This is a genomic window from Mycolicibacterium sp. XJ870 (genome assembly GCF_053483975.1).
The window spans coordinates 258,920-277,958 of record NZ_JBEFTI010000002.1; the positions used below are offsets into that span (position 1 = coordinate 258,920).

A 19,039-nucleotide genomic window follows, 5' to 3' on the forward strand; every position below is an offset into this window, starting at 1 on the left:
AGCCCAAGACACTGCAAAGGAGCAGCCACAATGGCAGAGCAGCAGGATCAACCCATCGAGAAGCCGGAGACCCCGACCGGCTCCGCTCCGGCAGGTCCGCCGGGCGCCGGTGAGGATCCCGCTCGCGCGACTCCGCCGGCTCCGGCGACTCCGCCCACGCCGCCGGCCGCGCCCGCGCCGCCGGCCGCCAAGAAGGCTCCGGCAAAAAAGACGCCTGCCAAGAAGGCACCCGCGAAGAAGGCCCCCGCCAAGGCCGCCAAGAAGGCTCCGGCAAAAAAGGCCCCCGCCAAGAAGGCCCCGCCCAAGAAGGCACCTGCCAAAGTCGCACCCACCCCGCCCGAAGATCTGGCTGCAGCTGCGGAAGAGACTGCGGCCCAAGCGAAGTCGACTGTCGCCGCGGCAACCAACCCGGTCTCGGGTGCGGTACCGGCGCCACTGGACGCCCCGGTGTCATCCCGGGTGCCGATGGCCGCGGCCGCGGCTGTCGGCCTCCTGGCGGTTCTGCTCATCCTCATCACGCGTCGCCATTCAGCAGAAGACTGACGAGTTCGCCTTGACCCTCACGCTGCGTGAGGGTCGATAGTTGGCTGTATGCACGCCAACAGGGACGCGAGAGCCGTCGGAGCGGTAGCCGCTCTGACGGGGGTTTCCGTGCGAACCCTGCACCACTACGACCACATCGGCCTGGTGGTGCCGAGCGTGCGTACCGCGGCGGGCTATCGGCGCTACACCGATGCCGACATCGAGCGGCTGCATCTGGTGCTCGTCTACCGGTCCGTCGGGCTGGCGCTCGACGAGATCCGGACTCTGGTCGATGACGCCGATGCCGACGTGCTCGCCCACCTGCAACGCCAGCACAGCCTGCTGTGCGAACAGGCCGAGCAGTTACAGCAGACCATCAAGGCAGTGGAGGAATTGATGAGCGCCCACGACAGAGGAATTCAGCTCACCGCCGAGGAGCAGGTGGAGATCTTCGGCAGTGCCGTTTTCGACGAGCACGACGACGAGGCCCGCGAGCGCTGGGGTGAGACCGAGGAATGGCGGCAGTCGCGGCAACGCACCGCACAGATGACCAAGCAGGACTGGATCGAGTTCAAGGCCGAGAACGACGCGCTGCTGGAAGCGCTGGCCGAGGGGAAGCGCGCCGGGGTACGTGCCGGGTCGGCGCGAGCCGACGAGCTGGCGGCCCGGCATCGCGCCAACATTTCCCGGTTCTACGACTGCAGCGACGACATGCACGTCTGTCTGGCCAACATCTATGTGGAGGATGAGCGGTTCGCCCGCTACTACGACGAGGCCGAGCCCGGGTTGGCACAGTTCGTGCACGACATCATCGTGGCTAGCATCGACGGGTGAGTATCGAACCACGCGCCACCGCTGACCTTGTCGACGAGATCTATCCCGACGTGCGTAGCTGCGATCTGCAATTGCAGAACTACGGCGGCAAAACGATGTTCGCCGGACCGATCACGACGGTGCGCTGCTTCCAGGACAACGCGCTGCTGAAGTCGATCCTGTCCACCCCCGGTGGCGGCGGGGTGTTGGTGGTCGACGGGAACGGGTCGCTGCACACCGCGCTGGTCGGCGACATCATCGCGGGGCTCGCTGCCGACAACGGTTGGTCCGGGGTGATCGTGCACGGTGCGGTGCGCGACGCTGCGGCGCTGCGCACGATCAACGTCGGCATCAAGGCGCTGGGCACCAACCCGCGCAAGGGGACCAAGACCGGCGAAGGTGAACGCGATGTCGAGGTCTCGTTCGGCGGAGTCACGTTCGTGCCGGGCGATGTCGCCTACTGCGACGAGGACGGCATTGTCGTAGTCACGCCATAACGCGAGCAGACACAGACTTGCACTTTTCAAGCGCGATTTGTGCGAGTCTGTGTCTGCTCGGCGAACAAACTAAACAGTCACTGCCGCACGGTGTTTGGTGAAGTGCAGGGACTGCTCGTCGACCTTTCCGTACCGGATGGTCCGCATGTCGAAGATGTAGTTCTGCTTCAGCCGCCACGGCGCTTCCGAGCCGGACTTGGGCAGGCTGTCCATCGCACGCCGGAAGTAGCCCGGGGTGAAGTCCATGAACGGCAGCTCGTCGACGGCGTCACCCGGATGCTGCGGCTCGACCCGGTCAAACCCGTTGGCGTCCATGTAGTTCAGCAAGCGGCAGATGAACTCCGAAACGAGGTCGGCCTTCAGCGTCCAGGACGCGTTGGTGTAGCCGAACGTGATCGCCATGTTCGGCACGCCCGACAGCATCAGGCCCTTGTAGGTCATCGACTTGGTCAGGTCGATCGGCTCACCGTTGCGATTCGCCGTCGCCCCGCCGAACAACTGCATGTTCAGACCCGTTGCGGTGACAATGATGTCGGCCTGCAGTTCTGCACCGGACGCCAGCTTGATGCCAGTTTCGGTGAAGGTCTCGATGGTGTCGGTGGCGACATCGGCCTTACCTGATCGGATGGCCTTGAACAGGTCACCGTTGGGCGCCAGGCAGACTCGCTCGTCCCATGGGTTGTAACGCGGGCTGAAGTGCTTGTCGTAGTCGAAGCCCTCGGGCAACCGGCGCTCAGCCATCCGGCGCAGCACCTTCTTGAACACTGCCGGGAGCTTGCGGGCGACCTGGTACTGCCCGGTGCTGTAACCGATCTGCTTCCACCGGTTTACGAAGTGCGCCAGGTGCTTCGGAAGATACTTGTTGGTCCGCAGTGCGACCGGATCCTCCAGCGGGAGCGAGCCGATGTAGGAGGGCGAGCGCTGCAGCATCGTCACATGGCCGACGCCGCCGGTTACCAACGACGGAATCAGCGTCACTGCCGTGGCGCCGGAACCGATGACGACGACCGTCTTGCCCGCGTAATCCAGGTCCTCGGGCCAATGCTGTGGGTGGATGATCTGGCCCTTGAAGTCCGCTTCGCCCGGGAACTCCGGCGAATAGCCCTCGTCGTAGTTGTAGTAGCCGCTGCACACCGACAGGAACGACGCGGTGATCTGCTTGGCTTCTCCGTCGTGCTCGACGTCCACGGTCCAGCGGTTGTCGGCGTCCGACCAGTCCACTGAGAGGACACGGTGGCCCGTGCGGATGTGGTCCCTGATGCCGTTCTCGTCGGCGGCCTCGTTGATGTAGTTCCAGATCGACCGGCCGTCGGCGATGGAGCGGGCCGACTCCCACGGCTTGAACCGGAATCCGAGGGTGAACATGTCTGAATCGGAGCGGATGCCCGGGTACTTGAACAGGTCCCAGGTGCCGCCGATGTTCTCGCGGCGCTCGAGGATCACGTAGCTCTTGGTCGGGCAACGGTCCTGCAGGTGCCAGGCCGTGCTGATGCCGGAGATGCCGGCGCCGACGATCACAACATCGAAATGTTCGGTCATGGGACCGACGGTATCAACACTGCGTTGAGTCGGTCAACAGTGTGTTGATAAACTCGACGCAATGTTAAGCTTCTGGTCGTGACCACTGCCAACCAGGCCCGCGCGCCACGCGGCCGCCGTTCCGCCCGCCCGTCGGGTGATGATCGGGAAGCGGCGATCCTGGCCACTGCGGGCAAACTGTTGGAGGACCGGTCGTTCGCCGACATTTCGGTCGATGACCTGGCCAAAGGCGCTGGAATCTCCCGCCCCACGTTCTACTTCTACTTCCCGTCCAAGGAAGCGGTGCTGCTGTCCCTGCTCGATCCGCTGATCAAGCGGGCCGACACCGGATTCGACAATGCGCTCGAAGGCATGCCCGCCGATCCCCACCGGGCGATCCGTCGCGGCATCGAGATCTTCTTCGACTCATTCGGCTCCCATCCGTCCACGGCCCGGGCCGGGACGGAGGCCGTCAACAGCAGTCCCGAGTTCCGGGCGTTCTGGGCCGGACTCATGCACAAGTGGATCAAGTTGACCGCGGCGCTGATCACCGAGGAACGGCGGCGCGGCGCCGCCCCGGACACCATTCCGGCACTCGACCTGGCCACCTCACTGAACCTGATGAACGAGCGGACCATGATGGCGACGCTGGCGGCCGAGGAGCCGGCCGTCGCTCACGACAAGGTCGTCGACACCCTCACCCACATCTGGCTCAACAGCATTTACGGCGCTGCTGCGTAACTTGCCGGCCATTGATGCGAACATATGTTTCCTAGGTCACTCTGATCCTGTCCGTGATGTAGCGGACGAGTGTCGTTAGCCGGGATCTGTGACTGCGCCATGGCCTCACCTTGGGTGTCTTCGACGTAAGAACTTTGGTTACGGGGACCGAGTAGCCGCGCCCCTTGAGCCAGCCGTAATCCCTCCACGGAACTGTCGCATCGCCGACCGACAACGAGCACTGCCGGAACACGCGAGGGCGGAGACGAGAAATGAGACACCGCGAACTGGCCGATCGAAAGAGGTGGTGGCGGACGAGATGGTGTCTCGCTTGTTTACAACCGAGACGGCACCAGGAACGTTCGGCGCGGCGTTCGACCCCGCCCTCGGCGAGCACGCTCATAATCAGTGCTCATGACCCGCGAAGCCTCACTTCAGATGGGGCCCCCCACCAATCTGGCGACCGGCATCATCAAAGCCCTGCGACCTCGGCAATGGATCAAGAACATCCTGGTGGTTGTCGCACCCCTGGCCACGTTCGGCGGTGACGTCCATTACGACTACCGCGATGTGTTCTACAAGGTGGGCATCGCGTTTGTGGCGTTCTGCTTAGCCGCCTCATCGATTTATCTCGTCAATGACGCCCGCGATGTGTACGCCGACCGAGAACATCCCACCAAACGGTTCCGCCCTATCGCCGCTGGAGTTGTCCCACCCTCACTGGCCTACGCATTGGCTATCGCTTTGGCGGCTGCGTCGCTGGCGATGTCGACCGTGGTTGTGCCGGCTCTGGGGCTCGTAATAGCAATCTATCTCGCCATTCAGCTCGGCTACTGCTTCGGCCTCAAACACCAACCCGTGCTTGATATTGGCATTGTTTCCTCCGCGTACCTGATCCGAGCAATCGCCGGTGGCGCGGCGACCGGCATTCCGCTGTCGCAGTGGTTCTTGCTTGTGATGGCTTTCGCATCGCTATTCATGGTGTGCGGCAAGCGCTACGCCGAACTACAACTCGCCGAACGAACAGGCGCCAAGATTCGGAAATCGCTGGAGAGCTACACCAGCACCTACCTCCGGTTTGTGTGGACCATGTCAGCCACCGCCGTCGTTGTGTTCTACGGGCTGTGGGCATTCGAGCGAGACGGACAGTCAGGATCTTGGTTTGCAGTCTCGATGATCCCGATCACTCTCGCGGTCTTGCGTTACGCCGTCGACGTCGACGGTGGCCTGGCCGGCGAACCCGAAGACATCGTTTTGCGCGACCGCGTGCTGCAACTTCTGGGCGTCGCCTGGATCACGATCATGTGCGCCGCAATCGCCTCCGCTTGACCGGTTCACTTGAGACAGCGATCTGACGACCTCGTTTCTCACGGAACGAGACAGTCGTCTGAAGCCCTTGCATCAGGATGTCGGTGGTGCCGGTTACTGTTCCGCTAAGCCTGTCGACGCTGATCAGGAGGCGGTTATGCGGGTGCAGCGAGTCACGGCTCCCGACGCCAGCGCGGAGTCATGGACGGTGGTTGATGAGTCATTCGCCGTTGTGGCTCCCGTCGACGAGTTCTTGGCCCGTCTGACAGTTATCGAGCGCTCACCGGGAACGGTACGATCGTATGCGTTCGATCTGCGGGACTACTTCGAATTCCTGTGTGCTCACGGAACTGATTGGCGCACAGTCCGTTTAGAACATCTCGGGCGCTTCGTTCTACACATACCACCACCGCCACGGGGTGGACTGTGGCGAGCTGTTGACCACCATCAAGTCGGGCGGTGCCACTGGATCGTGGCGCCCGTTCCTTGCGCATCTGGGCTCCGACGGCACCGTCCATTACACAAGGCCCCGGATCATGACCGCCAAATACACGGCTAACTCAGGGGAACATATGTTCGTGTCAGGCCTCGCGAATATCCTGCACGCTGATCTTGATTCGTTCTACGCGTCGGTCGAGCAGCGCGACGATCCCTCGCTGCGCGGACGGCCGGTGATCGTCGGCGGCGGGGTGGTGCTCGCCGCGAGCTATGAAGCCAAGGCCTTCGGTGTGCGCACCGCCATGGGTGGACGGCAGGCCCGCGCTTTGTGCCCGCAGGCCATCGTCGTCCCGCCCCGCATGGCCGCCTACTCGCAAGCCAGCCGGGATGTGTTCGAGGTCTTCCACGACACCACCCCGCTCGTGGAGCCGCTGTCGGTGGACGAGGCGTTTCTGGACGTGTCCGGCCTGGGCCGGGTGTCGGGCACACCCGTGGAGATCGCGAGCCGGCTGCGCGCACAGGTCAAGGACCGGGTGGGCCTGCCCATCACCGTCGGCATCGCGCGCACCAAGTTCCTGGCCAAGGTGGCCAGTCAGGTGGCCAAGCCCGACGGATTGTTGTTGGTGCCACCGGACCGCGAACTCGCTTTCCTGCATCCACTTCCGGTGCGGCGGTTGTGGGGTGTCGGCGCCAAGACGTCCGAAAAACTGCATGCGCACGGCATCGAGACGGTGGCCGATGTTGCCGAACTGTCCGAGTCCGCGCTGGGCACCATGGTCGGTGGCGCGATGGGGCGCCAGCTGTACGCATTGTCCCGCAACATCGATCGACGCCGCGTGACGACGGGCGTGCGCCGCCGTTCGGTCGGCGCCCAACGGGCACTCGGCCGACGCGGCAACACCATGTCGGCCGCGGAGGTCGACGTGGTGGTGGTCAACCTGGTCGACCGGATCACCCGCCGCATGCGCCGCGCCGGACGGACCGGACGCACGGTCGTGCTGCGCTTGCGCTTCGACGATTTCGGCCGGGCCACCCGCTCGCACACCTTGCCCCAGGCCACGGCGTCGACCGACGCGATCCTCGACGCGGCCCGGGCGCTGGTATCGACAGCCGCCCCACTGATCGCCGAGCGCGGACTGACGCTCGTCGGGTTCGCGGTGTCCAACACCGACCGCGACGGCAGCCAGCAGCTCGAGCTGCCCTTCGACGAGCAGGCGGATCCGGTGGCGCTCGACGGCGCGATCGATCAGGTGCGCGAGCGGTTCGGCAATGCGCTGTTGACCCGTGGGGTGTTGGTCGGCCGGGATCCAGGGTTGGAGATGCCGATGCTGCCGGATTGACCGACCCGATTAAAAGAACTGTGCGGCAATGAAACCGGCGAGCAGCACGGTGAATCCGCCGACCTCGCCGAGGATCAGCGCGAGCATCCCGGCGTGCAACCCGGGACTGGACTGCTCAAACTGGTTGGTGGTGTCCCGCTTGGCGCCATGCTGGATGTAAGCGGCGATCGCGATGACGAAGAAGGCCACCAGCACCATCGCCGCGGTGAGATTCACCCACGTCGGCCAGGCGCTCAGTTCGACGAAGGCCGCCACCAACAGCGTCGCGAACGAGTAGAGCAGCGCAGCCCGGTGCGCAATGTCGACGTAGGGATGCGCCAGGTGGTTCTCACTGGTGGCCATCTGCCGGTACTTCCAAATCCCGAGGACCAGCGCCAGCAGAAAGATCAGACCGGCTGCCAGAAGAGTCACGGTGGTGTCGACGCCAAGTTCCATCGCGTGAGCTTAATCTGAGTAGTCTCACGCATCCGCCGGGCGGTGACCTACGACAAGCTGCCTGTCATGAACGCATTCACTGACACCGCAAAGGTTACCGCCGCATTTTCCCTGCAGGCCGCCATCGCATTCGGCGCGAGCTTTCTCGGTCTGCTCGGCGGAATCCTTTTTCTGCCACTGGATTCGTGGCAGCGCCTCTTCCTCGGCATGTCCGTGCTGTTCCTCGTGACCAGCTCATTCACGCTCGCCAAGGTGATCCGCGACCAGCAGGAGGCCACGACCGTGCGGGTTCGCCTCGATGAGGCACGCATGGAAAAACTGCTCGCCGAACACAATCCGTTCACATCAACTAGTTGAGGTCCACTGCAGCAGCTGCTCGGCGGGCCACGTGTTCACAATCCGATCCACCGGCACACCGGCGTCCAGCGCCCGCTGGGCGCCGTAGCCGAGGAACTCGAGCTGGCCCGGCGCGTGCGAGTCGGTGTCGATACTGAACAGGCAGCCGATCTCCAGGGCCAGGTTCAGCAGGCGGGTGGGCGGGTCGCGGCGTTCCGGTCGGGAGTTGATCTCGACGGCCGTGCCACTGTCGCGGCACGCGGTAAACACCTTCTGCGCATCGAATTTCGATTCCGGCCGGTTGCCGCGGCCGCCGGTGACCAGCCGTCCGGTGCAGTGTCCGAGGACGTCGGTGTGTGGATTGGTCACCGCCTTGATCATGCGCCGAGTCATCGCCGGGGCATCCATGGCCAGTTTCGAATGCACGCTGGCCACGACGACGTCGAGCCGCTCCAGCAGATCGCGTTCCTGGTCGAGCGATCCATCTTCGAGAATGTCGACCTCGATCCCGGTCAGGATCCGCATCGGCGCAACTTTGTCCCGTAGTTCCTCGATGACCTCGAGCTGCTCACGCAGTCGCTCGGGCGATAGCCCATTGGCGATCCTCAGTCGCGGTGAATGATCCGTCAGCGCGCAGTACTCATGCCCGAGATCCTTTGCCGCAAGCATCATCTCCTCGATCGGGGCAGATCCATCCGACCAGTTGGAATGCACGTGCAGATCACCCCGCAGCGCCGCGCGGACGTCTCCCCCGCCGAGATCCTGTACCGCAGAACGCAATTCCACCAGCACGTCGGGTTCCCCACCGGCCCAGGCCTGGGCGATGACCTTCGCGGTCTTCGGGCCGATACCGGGCAATGACTGCCACCCGTCGGCGACACCCAACCGTTCGCGTTGTTCGTCGGTCAGCGCTTCGACGATGTCGGCGGCCTTGCGGTAGGCCATCACCCGGCGCGGCTCTTCACGGGCGCGGTCCTTGTAATAGGCGATCTGGCGCAGGGCCGTCACCGGATCCATGGGTCAGCAGTCTCCCGGCCGGGCCGCGCAGTGCGGTGTGGTGCCGGGGAACCGGTAGCGGTGCGCAGCCACCCACCGGTACACCGCGTCCTGCAACTGCCGAACGCCAGGCACGTGGTACAGCCGCAACGGAATCCGGGTCCCGAGCCCCGCGGCAACCGCAGCATTAACAGCTTCCGCCCCGCGATAAACCGAGCCCGACGCGTCCTGCCACCATGCGGCTTCGAGCATCGTGTCCACCGGAACGCCGAGCCGTTCGGCGGTGCCGGGCCGCTGGAACGGGGCGACGTGCAGATCGCCGGTGCGCTGCCTGCGCATCAACGAATTGACACTGCGGGTACACATGCCGCAGTTGCCGTCGAAGTAGAGGACTCCGCTCACACCTCCAGTGTGCCCGGCCCCGGCCGCATCGTCAGCTGACGATGCGAATCAGCTTCTTGTTCACGAACTCCTCGATGCCGAACCGGCCCAGCTCGCGCCCGAAACCGGACCGCTTCACCCCGCCGAACGGCAGCTCGGCGCCCTCCGCGCCAACGGCGTTGACGAACACCATGCCCGCATCGATCTTGTCGGCCACCCGGACGGCCTGGTCGGCGTCGGTGGTGAAGACGTAGGAACCCAGACCGAATGGGGTGTCGTTGGCGATGGCGACGGCCTCTTCCTCCGAGCCGGCCTTGTAGACGACCGCGACCGGACCGAAGAGCTCCTGGTGGTATGCGTCGTTGTCCTCGGTCACCCCGGTGAGGACGCCCGGCGGGAAGAAGGCACCGCGACGCTCACCGGCAGAGGTCAACTTGGCGCCCTGGTCGACGGCCGTCTTGACCTGAGTCTCAAGCCTTTCGGCGGCCTGTTCCGATGACAGGGGCGCGATACCGTCGGCAGCCGCCAGCAGCTTCTCGGTGAACTTGCTCAGGAAGTCGTCGTACAAGTTGTCGCTCACGATGAACCGCTTGGCGGCGTTGCAGGCCTGCCCGGTGTTCTCCAGCCTCGCCTCGACGGCGGACTCCACGGTGGCGTCGAGGTCGTCGGTGGACAGCACGATGAACGGGTCGGAGCCGCCAAGCTCCAGCACGCATTTCTTCAGATTGCGCCCGGCGATCTCGGCGACCGCGGCGCCGGCACGTTCGGACCCGGTGAGCGAAACGGCCGCCACCCTCGGATCGGCGATGATGTCGGCGACCTGGTCGTTGGTCGCACGGATGTCGATGTACGCGCCCTGCGGGAAGCCCGCCTCCAGGAACAGCAGCTGCAGCAGCTCAGCGGATTCGGGGCACTGCGGCGCATGCTTGAGCAGAATCGTATTGCCCACCACCAGGTTTGGGCCGGCGAACCGGGCCACCTGATAGTAGGGGTAATTCCACGGCATGATGCCGAGCAGCACACCGATCGGGCCACGCCTGATCACGGCACTGCCGTCACCCTCGAGCAGTTTGATCGGCTCATCGGCGAGAAACTTCTCGGCGTTCTCGGCGTAGTACCGGTAGATGGCCGCGCAGAAGTCCACCTCGCCCAGCGACTGATCGCGCGGCTTGCCCATCTCGCGGACGATGACATCGGCGAGTTGTTCGCGGCGTTGCTCGTGCAGGTCGGCGACCTTGCCGAGCAGCGCAGCTCGCTCGGCCACCGTGGAGGTGCGGGCCCACGTGCGGCCGGTCTTGGCGGCGGCGTCGATCGCGGCCTGAATCTCGGCGTCTGTCGCGGTCGGATAGGTGGCGACGACCTCTGCGGTCGCCGGATCGGTGACTGCGTACTCGCTCATGTTCACTCCGGGTGTTCCGATCGGGGGATTTCGTACATTTCCACCGGCGAGACTACCGATTGCGCCGTGAAGATGGCCCGGAAGGTACGCAATCAGCACAAGGTGACAACCTCACACACCTCGTCGGCCGCTGAGACCCAATGCCCGCTCCCACGCGGAGGCACTGTCGGGCACAACGATCGCCGGACCGAACAATCCCTCGACCGGCCCGTCCGATGCCAAAGACGAAACCTGCGCCAGAACGGCTTCAGCAGTCCCGGTCTCGACCTCGTAGGGCTGCCCGGTGGCCTGCGCAAGATCCCAACCGTGGATCACGACCTCGGTCAGAGCCACCGAGCCCGCGACTATCCCTGGAAGGTCGACACCGCCGACACGCGTCATGCCATCCCAGGCATCCGTCGTCTGCCAGGCCACCGCAAGATCGGCAAGTGCTCTCCGGTATTCGGTTCGCCAGCGGTCATCAAGCTGATAACCATCTTCGCCGGGCGGGGTGTCGGTAAGGACCCCGAAGTCTTTGCGCGCCCCCGCGGCAAACGCCACCGCCAATCCGCCGACGTGGGCTACCAGCTGGCCCACCGTCAGTTCCTCGCACGGAGTGGGATCGTCGAGGTGTTCATCGCGGACGCCGTCCAGTAGTTGTGCCGTGCGTTCACATGCTGCCGTCAGATCGATCATGGAGATGCTGACTTTGGCCAGGCCAGGAATTAATCACACTTCGCGACTAGTTTCGAATGTTGTGCGATTCGCCTTCAAAACATCCCCGCAGAACACGACATGGGCCGACATGCTGGCCATCTGGAAAGCCGCCGACGATATCGACGTCTACGAGTCGGGCTGGACTTTCGACCACTTCTATCCGATCTTCTCCGATTCGACCGGCCCGTGTCTGGAGGGCTGGACCACGCTGACGGCGTTGGCCCAAGCCACCGAACGACTAGGCGTCGGCGTGCTGGTGACCGGCATCCACTACCGCCATCCCGCGGTGCTGGCCAACATGGCGTCGGCTCTCGACATCATTTCGAACGGTCGGCTTGAGCTGGGCATCGGCGCAGGCTGGAACGAGGAGGAGTCAGGCGCCTACGGCATCGAACTGGGCTCGATCAAGGAGCGCTTCGACCGGTTCGAGGAGGCGTGCGAGGTACTCAAAGGCCTGCTGAGCCAGGAGACGACGACGTTCGACGGCAAGTTTTACCAACTCAAGGACGCCCGCAACGAGCCCAAGGGTCCGCAGCAGCCGCACCCACCGTTCTGTATCGGCGGCAGTGGCGAGAAGCGGACACTGCGGATCACCGCGAAGTACGCCGATCACTGGAACTTCGTCGGCGGCCCGCCCGAGGAGTTCGCCCGCAAGCGCGACGTGCTGGCCTCGCATTGCGCTGATATCGGCCGCGATCCCAAGGAGATCACTCTGTCGGCGCATGTCCGCCTCGGTGAGGACCGCGACTACGCCAAGGTTGTCGACGAGGCCGCCGCGCTCGGCGCCGAAGGGTTGGATCTGGCGATCATCTATCTGCCGCCGCCCTACGACACGGCGGTGCTCGAGCCACTGGCGGAGGCCATCAGGGATTACGGCGGCAGGTAGGACGATCAGGCAAAGGGCAAAGGCCACGCGTCGCCGGCGAGATCGTCGGTGACGCGATGGGTCGAGATAGCTAGACGCCGAAGCGAAGTAACTCGTCGGCGGTGATCAGCCGCTCGTTCCTGGCGGGAAACTCCCGGCTCTTAACCGGGTGACGGAACAATGACCAGGCGATTCGACTCATCCGTGACCGGTTCAGCGGGTTGATATACACGGTGACTACTCCTGCGACTTGCCAATAGCTGTATCCGTGACTCCACGTTACCGCAGAGGTCTCATGAAGTCATTAGATACCTAATGCCCGGCAAACAGTGTGAGCCACGCCGCATAAAGATCTGCTGTTTTTAAAGTGATAGATGTGACTGATGTGGCGCTTGCCGATGCAAGAATGTGTCGCACACCACTACCTCAGCCCCGTCAAGGCGGTAAGTAACGATGCGGTAACAAACCCGGCAAAAGATCGCGGGGCTCACCAATCGCTTAGGAACGGGTCAGCGTGCCCTACCGCTGCGGCGCAGCTGTCGGCTTGATCGGCGCGGGCAGCGCGGTCCGGCCCATCAGGTAGCTGTCCACGCCGGCGGCCGCGGCGCGACCCTCGGCGATCGCCCACACGATCAACGACTGGCCGCGGCCCATATCGCCGGCCACGAACACACCGGGTACCGACGTTGCGAAGTTGTCGTCGCGCGCGACATTGCCACGGTCGGTGAGCTCGACCCCGAGATCGGTCAACAGGCCGGGCTTCTCGGGACCGACAAAGCCCATCGCCAGCAACACCAGATCGGCCTTGAGCTCGAAGTCGGTCCCCTCGACCTTCTCGAACTTGCCGGCGTTCATCTTCACCTCGTGCGCCCGCAGCCCGGTGACATGTCCGTCGACGCCGGTGAACTCCTCGGTGTTGACCGAGAACACCCGCTCGCCGCCCTCTTCGTGCGCCGAGGACACCCGGAACATCAAGGGATAGGTCGGCCATGGCGTAGACGGGCTGCGGTCGGCGGGCGGCCGCGGCATGATCTCGAACTGGTGGATACCGGCCGCACCCTGCCGGTGTGAGGTGCCGAGGCAGTCGGCGCCGGTGTCGCCACCGCCGATGATGATGACGTGCTTGTCCTTGGCGGTGATCGGCGGCTGACCGTCCGGCCCGAGAACATCATCGCCGAACTGCACGCGGTTGGCCCACGGCAGGAATTCCATCGCCTGGTGAATGCCGTCGAGCTCGCGGCCGGGGATCGGCAGATCCCGCCATGCCGTCGCACCGCCTGCCAGCACCACCGCGTCGAAATCGGCCCGAAGCTGCTCGACGGTGATGTCAACACCGACGTTGACCCCCGCCCGGAACTGCGTGCCTTCGGCGGCCATCTGCTCCAGGCGCCGGTCGATGTGGCGCTTCTCCATTTTGAACTCGGGGATGCCGTAGCGCAGCAGTCCGCCGATGCGGTCGGCCCGCTCGAACACCGTCACCGCATGCCCTGCCCGGGTGAGCTGCTGGGCGGCGGCCAGCCCGGCCGGACCGGACCCGACGACGGCGACCTTCTTACCGGTCAGCACGTCGGGCGGCAGTGGGACCACCCAGCCCTGGTCGAAGGCGTTGTCGATGATCTCGACCTCGACCTGCTTGATGGTCACGGGATCCTGGTTGATCCCGAGCACGCACGACGCCTCGCACGGCGCCGGGCACAGCCGCCCGGTGAACTCCGGGAAGTTGTTGGTGGCATGCAGCCGCTCGATCGCGTCGCGCCACCGGTCGCCGTACACCAGATCGTTCCATTCGGGGATCAGGTTCCCCAGCGGACAACCGTTGTGGCAGAACGGGATACCGCAGTCCATACAGCGTGATGCCTGGCCGCGCAGGACGTCGTGGGAGAAGTCCTCGTAGACCTCTTTCCAGTCCTTCAGGCGCAGCGGCACCGGCCGGCGCGCAGGCAGCTCGCGTGAGGTGTGCTTGAGGAAACCGCGCGGATCAGCCACTTGCGGCCGCCATGATCGCCTCGTCGACATTGTCGCCGGCCCGGTTCGCCTCGGCGATCGCGGCCAGCACGCGCTTGTAATCGCGTGGCATGACCTTTACAAAATGCTTCAACTCGTTAACCCAATCAGACAGAACGCGTTGTCCCACCGTCGAATCCGTGGCGTCGACGTGGGCGGTGAGGAAGTCGCGGAGCCACTGGATGTCAGCGTCTTCCAGCGCTTCCAGCTCCACCATGTCGGTGTTCAGGTTCTCCGACAGCGCGCCGTGCGCGTCGTAGACGTAGGCGATGCCGCCGGACATGCCCGCCGCGAAGTTGCGGCCGGTAGGTCCGAGGATGACCACCTTGCCACCGGTCATGTACTCGCAGCCGTGGTCGCCGACGCCCTCGACCACCGCGTGGGCCCCGGAGTTACGGACCGCGAACCGCTCGCCCACCTGGCCGCGCAGGAACGCCTCACCGCTGGTGGCGCCGAACAGGATGACGTTGCCTGCGATGATGTTGTCCTCGGCGGCAAATTCAACGGGCGCCTCGTCGGAGGGCCGCACCACTATCCGGCCGCCGGACAGGCCCTTGCCGACGTAGTCGTTGGCGTCGCCGTAGACCCGCAGCGTGATGCCCTTGGGCACGAACGCGCCGAAGCTGTTGCCGGCCGATCCGTCGAACGTGATGTCGATGGTGCCGTCCGGAAGCCCCTGCCCGCCATAGGCTTTGGTGACCTCGTGGCCGAGCATGGTGCCCACCGTGCGGTTCACGTTGGTGATCTTGGTCGAGAAGCGGACCGGAGATCCGCTATCCAGCGCCTCGCGGCTCTGCACGATCAGGTGCTGGTCCAGGGCCTTGTCCAGGCCGTGGTCCTGGCGCGAGCTGCAGTACAGATCCTGGTTCATGAACGCAGATTCCGGCTCGTGCAGCACCGGCGACAGGTCGAGCTTGTGCGCCTTCCAGTGCTCGGCGGCCCGGGTGGTGTCAAGAGCACCGACCTGGCCGACCATCTCGTTGACGGTGCGGAAGCCCAACTGGGCCATGTGTTCCCGGACTTCCTCGGCGATGAACATGAAGAAGTTCTCGACGAACTCGGGCTTGCCGTTGAACCGCTGCCGCAGCACCGGATTCTGGGTGGCGACGCCCACCGGGCAGGTGTCGAGGTGGCAGACGCGCATCATGATGCAGCCGGAGACCACCAGCGGTGCAGTGGCGAAACCGAACTCCTCACCGCCGAGCAGCGCGGCGATCACCACGTCCCGGCCGGTCTTGAGCTGTCCGTCCACCTGCACCACGATCCGGTCGCGAAGACCGTTGAGAAGCAGGGTCTGCTGGGTCTCGGCCAGGCCGAGCTCCCACGGCGCACCCGCGTGCTTCATCGAGGTCAGCGGGGTGGCGCCGGTGCCGCCGTCATGCCCGGAGATGAGCACCACGTCTGCGTGCGCCTTGGAAACACCCGCGGCGACTGTGCCGACGCCATTTTCACTCACCAGCTTGACGTGCACCCGCGCCTGCGGGTTGGCGTTCTTCAGGTCGTGGATCAGCTGAGCGAGGTCCTCGATCGAGTAGATGTCGTGGTGCGGAGGCGGCGAGATGAGACCGACTCCCGGCGTCGAGTGCCGCACCTCGGCCACCCACGGGTACACCTTGTGCCCCGGAAGCTGGCCGCCCTCACCAGGTTTCGCACCCTGGGCCATCTTGATCTGAATGTCGGTGCAGTTGGTCAGATAGTGCGACGTGACACCGAACCGGCCTGAGGCCACCTGCTTGATGGCACTGCGCCGCCAGTCACCGTTCTCGTCAGGTTCGAAGCGGTGCACGCTTTCGCCGCCCTCACCCGAGTTCGACCGTCCGCCAAGGCGATTCATCGCGATCGCCAGCGTCTCGTGGGCCTCGGCGGAGATCGAGCCGTAGCTCATCGCGCCGGTCGAGAACCGCTTGACGATCTCGCTGGCAGGCTCGACCTCGTCGAGCGGCACCGGCGGTCGCGCGCCGTCACGGAACTTCAGCAGCCCGCGCAGTGAGGCGATCCGCTCGCTCTGGTCGTCGACGAGCTTGGTGTACTCCTTGAAGATCGAGTACTGGCCGGTGCGGGTCGAGTGCTGCAGCTTGAACACCGTGTCCGGGTTGAACAGGTGGTACTCGCCCTCCCGGCGCCACTGGTACTCACCGCCCACCTCGAGTTCGCGGTGGGCACGTTCGTCGGGGCGGTCCAGGTACGCGAGCGCGTGCCGCGTCGCGACGTCCGCGGCGATGTCGTCCAGATCGATGCCGCCGACGGGACAGCTCAGCCCGGTGAAGTACTCGTCGAGCACCTGCTGGCTGATGCCGATGGCCTGGAACAGCTGGGCGCCGGTGTAGGAGGCCAGCGTGGAGATGCCCATCTTGGACATCACCTTGAGCACACCCTTGCCGGCGGCCTTGACGTAGTTGGCCTTGGCTTGATCACTCGACATCCCGGTGATCGCACCGCGGTCGATCATGTCCTCGATCGACTCGAACGCCATGTACGGGTTGATCGCGGCCGCGCCGAAGCCGACCAGCATGGCCATGTGGTGCACCTCGCGGGCGTCACCGGCCTCGACCACCAAGCCGACCTTCGTGCGGGTGCGTTCCCGGACCAGGTGATGGTGCACGGCCGCGACGGACAGCAGCGACGGGATCGGCGCCATGGTCTCGTTGGATTCCCGGTCGGACAGCACGATGATGCGGGCCCCGTCGCGGATCGCCTCCGACACCTTGGCGCGCACGTTGTCGAGCGCTTCCTTGAGGCCCTTGCCGCCCCGGTTCACCGGGTACAGGCACCGGATCACTGCCGCGCGCATGCCGTGTTTGTGACCGCGGATCTCATGATCGGGGTCGACGCAGATCAGCTTGGACAGCTCCGCGTTGCGCAGGATCGGCTGGGGCAGCACGATCTGGCGGCAGGATTCGGCGCCGGGATTGAGCAGGTCGCCCTCCGGCCCGATGACACCCTGAAGGCTCGTGACGACCTCTTCGCGGATGGCGTCCAGGGGCGGGTTGGTCACCTGCGCGAACAGCTGCTGGAAGTAGTCGAACAACATGCGCGGCCGCGCCGAGAGGACGGCAACCGGCGTGTCGGTGCCCATCGAGCCCAGTGCCTCGGCCCCGGTGCGCGCCATCGGCGCCACGAGGATGTTGAGTTCCTCGTAGGTGTAGCCGAACGCCTGCTGCCGCAGCACCACCCGATGGTGCGGCATCCGGACGTAGTCACCGGGCGGCAGCTCGTCGAGGTGGAACAGGCCGGCCTCCAGCCATTCCTGATAGGGAAGCTCGGCGGCGAGTTCGGCCTTGACCTCCTCGTCGGAGACGATGCGGCCCTGGGCGGTGTCCACGAGGAACATCCGGCCCGGTTGCAGGCGCATCTTCTGCACGACCGTGGACGGGTCGAGGTTGAGCACGCCGGCCTCCGACGCCATCACCACCAGACCGTCGTCGGTGACCCAGATGCGCGACGGGCGCAGGCCGTTGCGGTCCAGCACCGCGCCGATCACGGTGCCGTCGGTGAAGCAGACCGAGGCCGGTCCGTCCCAGGGCTCCATGAGCGATGCGTGGTACTGGTAAAAGGCGCGGCGCGCCGGGTCCATCGACTCATGACGTTCCCACGCCTCGGGGATCATCATCAGCACCGCGTGCGGAAGGCTGCGGCCACCCAGATGCAGGAGCTCCAGCACCTCGTCGAAACGCGCGGTGTCGGATGCGCCGGGGGTGCAGATCGGAACGACCTTGTCGAGGTCCTCCGTACCGAATACGTCGGTACGGATCAGTGCCTCACGCGCCCGCATCCAGTTCTCGTTGCCGGTGACGGTGTTGATCTCGCCGTTGTGGGCGATGCGCCGGAACGGGTGAGCCAACGGCCAGGACGGGAAGGTGTTGGTGGAGAACCGGGAGTGCACGATGCCCAGTGCGCTGGTGAGCCGGTCGTCCTGCAGATCCAGGTAGAAGGCCTTGAGCTGCGGAGTGGTCAGCATGCCCTTGTAGACGAACGTCTGACCGGAAAGGCTGGGGAAGTAGACCGTCTCGCGACCGGGGCCGTCCTGGCCGGGGCCTTTGGTTCCCAGCTCGTGTTCGGCACGCTTGCGCACGACGTACGCGCGACGCTCCAGGTCCATACCGGAGGCGCCGCCGATGAAGATCTGGCGGAACGTGGGCATCGCGTCGCGGGCGAGCGCCCCGAGCGAGGAATCGTCAGTCGGCACCTCGCGCCAGCCGAAGACCGTCAGGCCCTCTGCCTCGGCGATCTTCTCGACTGACTCGCATGCCGCAGCGGCGTCGCGGGACGACTGCGGCAGGAACGCGATGCCGGTGGCGTAACTCCCGGCCTCGGGAAGGTCGAAATCGACGACCTCACGCAGGAACGCGTCGGGAACCTGCAGCAGGATGCCCGCACCGTCGCCGGTGTTCGGTTCGGCGCCCTGAGCGCCGCGGTGCTCCAGGTTGACCAGCGCCGTGATCGCCTTGTCCACGATGTCGCGGCTGCGACGACCGTGGATGTCAGCAACCATGGCAACGCCACACGCGTCGTGCTCGTACGCGGGGTTGTAGAGCCCTTGCATACGCGAGGAGCGATTAAACCCTTGACTCATGGGCGCCATTACCACCTGCCCTCTAGATGTCCTGTGGACATTGCTCTCGTCAAGCTTCGCCGCTAGCCGCCATCCGTGGATGGCCTCTAACTGGCATTAGCCAGCTCGGCGTTGGAAGACCTTCGTGCAGCATTGAACGACGGCTATGCCCCACACGCCATAAGTGGACAAAACGATAAGTCAAAGACCGTGGGATAT

17 protein-coding genes are annotated in these 19,039 nt (G+C 65.0%); 9 read left to right on the forward strand and 8 right to left on the reverse strand.

Features of this window, described 5'->3' with window-relative positions; genetic code table 11:
* Positions 1-30: 30 nt before the first annotated feature.
* From ABQF30_RS12645 to rraA, 3 genes are read left to right on the forward strand one after another with little or no spacing between them, the layout of a single operon-like run.
* On the forward strand, positions 31-543 hold the full coding sequence (locus ABQF30_RS12645) for a hypothetical protein (protein ID WP_448464098.1): 513 nt from the start codon (positions 31-33) through the stop codon (positions 541-543).
* A 48-nt stretch (positions 544-591) separates the two neighbouring features.
* Positions 592-1,356: a MerR family transcriptional regulator gene (locus ABQF30_RS12650; protein WP_448464100.1), complete on the forward strand. Its 765-nt coding sequence runs from the start codon at positions 592-594 to the stop codon at positions 1,354-1,356.
* Positions 1,353-1,832 (forward strand): ribonuclease E activity regulator RraA, encoded by a 480-nt coding sequence (gene rraA / locus ABQF30_RS12655; RefSeq protein ID WP_448464102.1) that lies wholly within the window; start codon positions 1,353-1,355, stop codon positions 1,830-1,832. The genes ABQF30_RS12650 and rraA overlap by 4 nt, the downstream gene beginning before the upstream one ends.
* Before the next feature lie 69 nt (positions 1,833-1,901).
* On the opposite strand, the gene ABQF30_RS12660 is transcribed toward rraA, so the two are convergent.
* Positions 1,902-3,371: a flavin-containing monooxygenase gene (locus ABQF30_RS12660; RefSeq protein ID WP_448464104.1), complete on the reverse strand. Its 1,470-nt coding sequence runs from the start codon at positions 3,369-3,371 to the stop codon at positions 1,902-1,904.
* A 78-nt stretch (positions 3,372-3,449) separates the two neighbouring features.
* Between ABQF30_RS12660 and ABQF30_RS12665 the strand changes: the two genes are divergently transcribed.
* From ABQF30_RS12665 to dinB, 4 genes are all read left to right on the forward strand, one after another.
* Positions 3,450-4,091, forward strand: coding sequence for a TetR/AcrR family transcriptional regulator (locus ABQF30_RS12665; protein WP_448464106.1), 642 nt, complete (start codon positions 3,450-3,452; stop codon positions 4,089-4,091).
* Positions 4,092-4,484: 393 nt separating this feature from the next.
* Positions 4,485-5,399: a decaprenyl-phosphate phosphoribosyltransferase gene (locus ABQF30_RS12670; protein ID WP_448464108.1), complete on the forward strand. Its 915-nt coding sequence runs from the start codon at positions 4,485-4,487 to the stop codon at positions 5,397-5,399.
* 136 nt (positions 5,400-5,535) lie between these two features.
* Positions 5,536-5,937, forward strand: a complete 402-nt coding sequence (locus tag ABQF30_RS12675) for a site-specific integrase (protein ID WP_448464110.1) — start codon at positions 5,536-5,538, stop codon at positions 5,935-5,937.
* 13 nt (positions 5,938-5,950) lie between these two features.
* Positions 5,951-7,156: a DNA polymerase IV gene (gene dinB / locus ABQF30_RS12680; RefSeq protein WP_448464112.1), complete on the forward strand. Its 1,206-nt coding sequence runs from the start codon at positions 5,951-5,953 to the stop codon at positions 7,154-7,156.
* Between the two features lie 9 nt (positions 7,157-7,165).
* Here dinB and ABQF30_RS12685 read toward each other — a convergent pair whose 3' ends face one another.
* Positions 7,166-7,591: a hypothetical protein gene (locus ABQF30_RS12685; protein ID WP_448464114.1), complete on the reverse strand. Its 426-nt coding sequence runs from the start codon at positions 7,589-7,591 to the stop codon at positions 7,166-7,168.
* 66 nt (positions 7,592-7,657) lie between these two features.
* Here ABQF30_RS12685 and ABQF30_RS12690 point away from each other — a divergent pair, with 66 nt between their 5' ends.
* Positions 7,658-7,948, forward strand: a complete 291-nt coding sequence (locus ABQF30_RS12690) for a YiaA/YiaB family inner membrane protein (RefSeq protein ID WP_448464956.1) — start codon at positions 7,658-7,660, stop codon at positions 7,946-7,948.
* Here ABQF30_RS12690 and ABQF30_RS12695 read toward each other — a convergent pair.
* The 4 genes from ABQF30_RS12695 to ABQF30_RS12710 form a co-directional block, all read right to left on the reverse strand.
* Positions 7,937-8,944: a PHP domain-containing protein gene (locus ABQF30_RS12695; RefSeq protein WP_448464116.1), complete on the reverse strand. Its 1,008-nt coding sequence runs from the start codon at positions 8,942-8,944 to the stop codon at positions 7,937-7,939. The two genes, ABQF30_RS12690 and ABQF30_RS12695, sit on opposite strands and share 12 nt — an antisense overlap.
* Positions 8,945-8,947: 3 nt before the next feature.
* Positions 8,948-9,325, reverse strand: a complete 378-nt coding sequence (locus ABQF30_RS12700; protein WP_448464118.1) for a thiol-disulfide oxidoreductase DCC family protein — start codon at positions 9,323-9,325, stop codon at positions 8,948-8,950.
* 31 nt (positions 9,326-9,356) lie between these two features.
* Positions 9,357-10,703 (reverse strand): NAD-dependent succinate-semialdehyde dehydrogenase, encoded by a 1,347-nt coding sequence (locus ABQF30_RS12705; protein WP_448464120.1) that lies wholly within the window; start codon positions 10,701-10,703, stop codon positions 9,357-9,359.
* 111 nt (positions 10,704-10,814) lie between these two features.
* On the reverse strand, positions 10,815-11,378 hold the full coding sequence (locus tag ABQF30_RS12710; protein ID WP_448464122.1) for a TIGR03086 family metal-binding protein: 564 nt from the start codon (positions 11,376-11,378) through the stop codon (positions 10,815-10,817).
* 61 nt (positions 11,379-11,439) lie between these two features.
* Here ABQF30_RS12710 and ABQF30_RS12715 point away from each other — a divergent pair, with 61 nt between their 5' ends.
* Positions 11,440-12,285 carry an LLM class F420-dependent oxidoreductase gene (locus ABQF30_RS12715; protein ID WP_448464124.1) on the forward strand — a complete coding sequence of 282 codons (846 nt, stop codon included), beginning with the start codon at positions 11,440-11,442 and terminating at the stop codon, positions 12,283-12,285.
* 498 nt (positions 12,286-12,783) lie between these two features.
* Here ABQF30_RS12715 and ABQF30_RS12720 read toward each other — a convergent pair whose 3' ends face one another.
* Positions 12,784-14,250, reverse strand: a complete 1,467-nt coding sequence (locus ABQF30_RS12720) for a glutamate synthase subunit beta (RefSeq protein WP_448464126.1) — start codon at positions 14,248-14,250, stop codon at positions 12,784-12,786.
* Positions 14,243-18,841 (reverse strand): glutamate synthase large subunit, encoded by a 4,599-nt coding sequence (gene gltB, locus ABQF30_RS12725; protein WP_448464128.1) that lies wholly within the window; start codon positions 18,839-18,841, stop codon positions 14,243-14,245. The genes ABQF30_RS12720 and gltB overlap by 8 nt, the downstream gene beginning before the upstream one ends.
* Positions 18,842-19,039 lie beyond the last annotated feature (198 nt).

What these genes read in the sequence shown, in the direction of transcription:
- ABQF30_RS12690 (WP_448464956.1), top strand. Translation starts at nt 7,658, where the DNA reads ATGAACGCATTCACTGACACCGCAAAGGTTACCGCCGCATTTTCCCTG.
- ABQF30_RS12710 (WP_448464122.1), bottom strand. Translation starts at nt 11,378, where the DNA reads ATGATCGATCTGACGGCAGCATGTGAACGCACGGCACAACTACTGGAC.
- ABQF30_RS12675 (WP_448464110.1), top strand. Translation starts at nt 5,536, where the DNA reads ATGCGGGTGCAGCGAGTCACGGCTCCCGACGCCAGCGCGGAGTCATGG.
- ABQF30_RS12660 (WP_448464104.1), bottom strand. Translation starts at nt 3,371, where the DNA reads ATGACCGAACATTTCGATGTTGTGATCGTCGGCGCCGGCATCTCCGGC.
- ABQF30_RS12695 (WP_448464116.1), bottom strand. Translation starts at nt 8,944, where the DNA reads ATGGATCCGGTGACGGCCCTGCGCCAGATCGCCTATTACAAGGACCGC.
- ABQF30_RS12670 (WP_448464108.1), top strand. Translation starts at nt 4,485, where the DNA reads ATGACCCGCGAAGCCTCACTTCAGATGGGGCCCCCCACCAATCTGGCG.
- ABQF30_RS12685 (WP_448464114.1), bottom strand. Translation starts at nt 7,591, where the DNA reads ATGGAACTTGGCGTCGACACCACCGTGACTCTTCTGGCAGCCGGTCTG.
- ABQF30_RS12650 (WP_448464100.1), top strand. Translation starts at nt 592, where the DNA reads ATGCACGCCAACAGGGACGCGAGAGCCGTCGGAGCGGTAGCCGCTCTG.
- gltB (WP_448464128.1), bottom strand. Translation starts at nt 18,841, where the DNA reads ATGAGTCAAGGGTTTAATCGCTCCTCGCGTATGCAAGGGCTCTACAAC.
- ABQF30_RS12645 (WP_448464098.1), top strand. Translation starts at nt 31, where the DNA reads ATGGCAGAGCAGCAGGATCAACCCATCGAGAAGCCGGAGACCCCGACC.
- ABQF30_RS12705 (WP_448464120.1), bottom strand. Translation starts at nt 10,703, where the DNA reads ATGAGCGAGTACGCAGTCACCGATCCGGCGACCGCAGAGGTCGTCGCC.
- dinB (WP_448464112.1), top strand. Translation starts at nt 5,951, where the DNA reads ATGTTCGTGTCAGGCCTCGCGAATATCCTGCACGCTGATCTTGATTCG.